Origin of the sequence: Okeania sp. SIO2F4 (assembly GCF_010672385.1) — a bacterium.
Lineage (GTDB): Bacteria > Cyanobacteriota > Cyanobacteriia > Cyanobacteriales > Microcoleaceae > Trichodesmium.
In genome coordinates this window covers 1-3,711 of sequence record NZ_JAAHGT010000947.1, presented here as the reverse complement: position 1 = coordinate 3,711, position 3,711 = coordinate 1, and the positions used below count along the sequence as shown (strand labels likewise).

The window sequence follows — 3,711 nt, the reverse complement described above, 5'->3', positions numbered from 1 at the left end:
GACATGATCTAAGACCAAAACCTATAAAATATCGAACAATTATTAGTAGCTCTTGAGATTACAAAACTGCAAAAAAATCCTTAACTCAAGCGTATTGAACAATAATGAAGTAAGGTTTTGTTGGGTTTCACTTTGTTCTACCCAACCTACATTATAGCTATCCTTTGAAAGGGGGATAATTTCTCCCCTCTCTTTGCAGGAGAGGGGTCGAGGGAGAGGTCTTTATTTATTCTGGGAAAACAACATCTTCATACAATAAAGAAGTAGTAAATTCAAAATTAATGCTTTCTAATTTAAGCGAAAATTCCTGTTGATTATCAGTTATTTACTCAAGAGAATAAGTAGTAAGTTCCCATTGATTCTTTTCATTAATTTGATAGCATTCAGTACATATGTTTTCTGAGTCAATAATAATATATTCCCTACTGCTTTTTAACTTTCAAGAAAGTTTTGTTAGTCTTACTCCCATTTAGAACAATCAGGAGGATTTTCAGGTTCGGAACTTTTATCTTGTTCAATTTCCTTTATTCTCTCTTGGTTAGCTTGCTGATCTTCAGGAATCCATTGGATGCGACCATATTCATCTTCAACTCTTGTAGCGTTTACATAAATTGCTTCTTTCCAATTGCAGGCTAACTTTATTTGTGCATTACTGAGATTTTTTGCATTAAAAAGGTAAGTTTCACTAAGGTTAGCTAGACCAAGGTTAACTAAACTGAGGTTAGCTAGACCAAGGTTAGCTTTACTGAGGTTAGCTAAACTGAGGTTAGCTAAACTGAGGTTAGCTAAACTGAGGTCAGCTCCATAGATGTCAGTTTTACTGAGGTTAGCTAAAGTGAGGTAAGTTTCACTGAGGTTAGCTTCACTGAGGTAAGTTTCACTGAGGTTAGCAAAACTGAGGTAAGTTTCACTGAGGTTAGCAAAACTGAGGTCAGCTTCACTGAGGTTAGCTAAAGTGAGGTCAGCTCCACGGAGGTTAGCTAGACGAAGGTTAGCTTCACGGAGGTTAGCTGCAATAAATTTAGCTTCACTAAGCTTCGCGAAAACCAGGTCAGCTTTACTGAGGTTAGCTAAACTGAGGTCAGCTTCACTGAGGTTAGCTAGACCAAGGTTAGTTCCATCAAGTTGTACACCTAGTAAAGAAAACCCATCTTTATGTAATCGTTCTACTGCAGTTTTCACAACCCCAGATTGATCGCCTTGACCATCATTAATAATACTCCAGGTAGCAACAAGTTTTTCTTCTTTTCGTTCTTCAAACCCCGTGAACCAGGTCACTAAACTAGAGATAATAGCAATATTGGCAAGCAAACTAACAACATTTAAAACTGCCAAATAGTCTATATCTTCTATAAACTTCTTAATAGGAGTTGTTTCCCACCAATCTGAAAAACGTCTGATTAATCTGGTTTGTTTTTTAGGAGTTTTTCTGTTAGGAGATGGAATGTCTTGAGGAGAAGAAAAATCTTGTTGTTTCGGATTTTCTCTTCTGTCTTTTTCAATGTTTATTTTTTCTGAGAAAACTACATTTTTGTACAATAAAGAAGTAGTTAATTCAAAATTAATGCTTTCTAATTGAACCGAAAATTTCTGTTGACTATCAGCTATTTCTTCAAGAGAATAAGTAGTAAGTTCCCATTTATTTTTTTCATTGACTTGATAACATTCAATACATATCTTTTCCGAGTCAATAAGAACATATTCTTTAAGACTTTCTATCTGACGATAATGTTTGCATTTTTGAGCGCGGTCGAATGCTTCTGTACTTGATGATAAAACTTCTACAATTAAACAGGGATAATAGATAATATTTCTAGATTCTCGATCTCGTGGGTCGCAACTCACAACTACATCGGGGTAGAAAAAAGAATCATTGGTAGAAACGGCGACTTTAGTATCTGCAATTTGCACTTTACATCCTTTTCCTTGCAGGTGACTTTTCAGAGCAGAAACTAAGTTGATGACAATATTATTATGAGAAAAAGTTTCTCTAGTCATCCCATAGACTTTCCCATTGATGTATTCATATTTTATGGGTTGCTGTTGTTCCCATGCTAGATATTCTTCTGGAGTCATCCTTTGAGTTTGTTTAGTCATAAGAATTAATCATTAGTGCAATAAGTGTAGGTTGGGTTGAGGAACGAAACCCAACAATAATTCAATATATAGCAAATAGACCTCTCCGAAAAAGATATAGATTTTTTGCAGGAGTAGGGAACAGGGAACAGGTAAGATATTTTTACAAAAAAGGCAGGAAAAATGATTTTTTCTGGTGACTTTTTCTTTCTTTAGCTAATGTGACTAAAAGGTTTATTTATTTTCCGGAGATGCCTAATAAAGTTTTGTCAGTCTTTACTCCCATTGAGAACAATCAGGAGGAATTTCCGGGTCGGAACTTTTATCTTGTTCAATTTCCTTGATTCTCTCTTGATTAGCTTGCTTATCTTCAGGAATCCATTGAAATGTAAATCTTGTAGTGTCTATTCTTTTTTCAGATATTGTGTCTATATTGTCTTCAAATAGTGTGTCTATATTATTTTCTTGTATTGTACTCTTTACATAAGTTGCTTCTTTCCAATTACAGGCTAATTTTATTTGTGCATTACTGAGATTTTTAGCATTAAAAAGGTAAGCTCCACGAAGATTAGCTCCATTAAGGTTAGCTGAATCAAAGTCAGCTTCACTGAAGTTAACTCCACCAAGGTCAGCTTCAGTGAAATTAATTCCAATCATGTTAGCTTTACTAAGGTTAGCTCCATTGAGATAAGCTTCATTGAGGTCAGCTCCAATAAAGAAAACTTTACTGAGGTTAGCTAAAACCAGGTTAGCTTTAGTCAGTTTAACCCTACTGAGTATAGCTTCACTGAAGTTAGCTTGAAAGAGTCTAGCTCCATTGAGGTTAGCGTCATGGAGATTAGTTTTATTAAGTTGTAGACCAGATAAAGAAAATCCTTCTTTATTTAATCGTTCTAATGCAGTTGTCACAACTCCAGATTTATCGCCTTGACCTTCATTAATAACACTCCAGGCAGAAAAATGTTTTTCTTCTTTTCGTTCTTTAAACTCCGTTAACCAGCTCAGTAAACTAAGGATAAGAGTAATATTTGCAAGCAAACTAACAACATCTAAAATTGCCACATTTTTTAACAGATAGTCTATATCTTCAAAAAATTTCTCAATAGGAGTTGTTACCCACCAATCTGCAATGCGTCTGATTAATCTGGTTTGTTTTTCAGGAGTTTCTTTGTCAGGAGATTGAATCTTTTGAGGGGAAGAAAAATCTTGTTGTTTCAGATTTTCTATTCTATCCTTTTCAAGATTTATTTTTTCTGAGAAAACTACATTTTCGTACAATAAAGAAGTAGTTAATTCAAAATTAATGCTTTCTAATTGAACCGAAAATTCCTGTTGACTATCAGCTATTTCCTCAAGAGAATAAGTGGTAAGTTCCCATTTATTTTTTTCATTGACTTGATAGCATTCAACAAATATCTTTTCTGAGTCAATAAGAACATATTCTTTGAGACTTTCTATCTGACGATAATGTTCAAATTTTTTAGTTCGGTCAAAAGCTTCTGTACTTGCTGACAAAACTTCTACAATTAAACAGGGATAATAGATAATATTTCTAGATTCTCGATCTCGTGGGTCGCAACTCACAACTACATCGGGGTAGAAAAAAAGACTATTAGTAGAAACCCCGACTTTGGA

2 protein-coding genes are annotated in these 3,711 nt (G+C 34.5%); both read right to left on the bottom strand.

All coding sequences use genetic code 11. From position 1 onward, the window contains the following. Positions 1-459: 459 nt before the first annotated feature. Positions 460-2,097, bottom strand: coding sequence for a Uma2 family endonuclease (locus F6K22_RS42710; protein WP_363275139.1), 1,638 nt, complete (start codon positions 2,095-2,097; stop codon positions 460-462). Positions 2,098-2,352: 255 nt separating this feature from the next. Next, on the bottom strand, positions 2,353-3,711 hold a 1,359-nt coding region (locus F6K22_RS35385), incomplete at its 5' end, for a pentapeptide repeat-containing protein (RefSeq protein WP_293109216.1).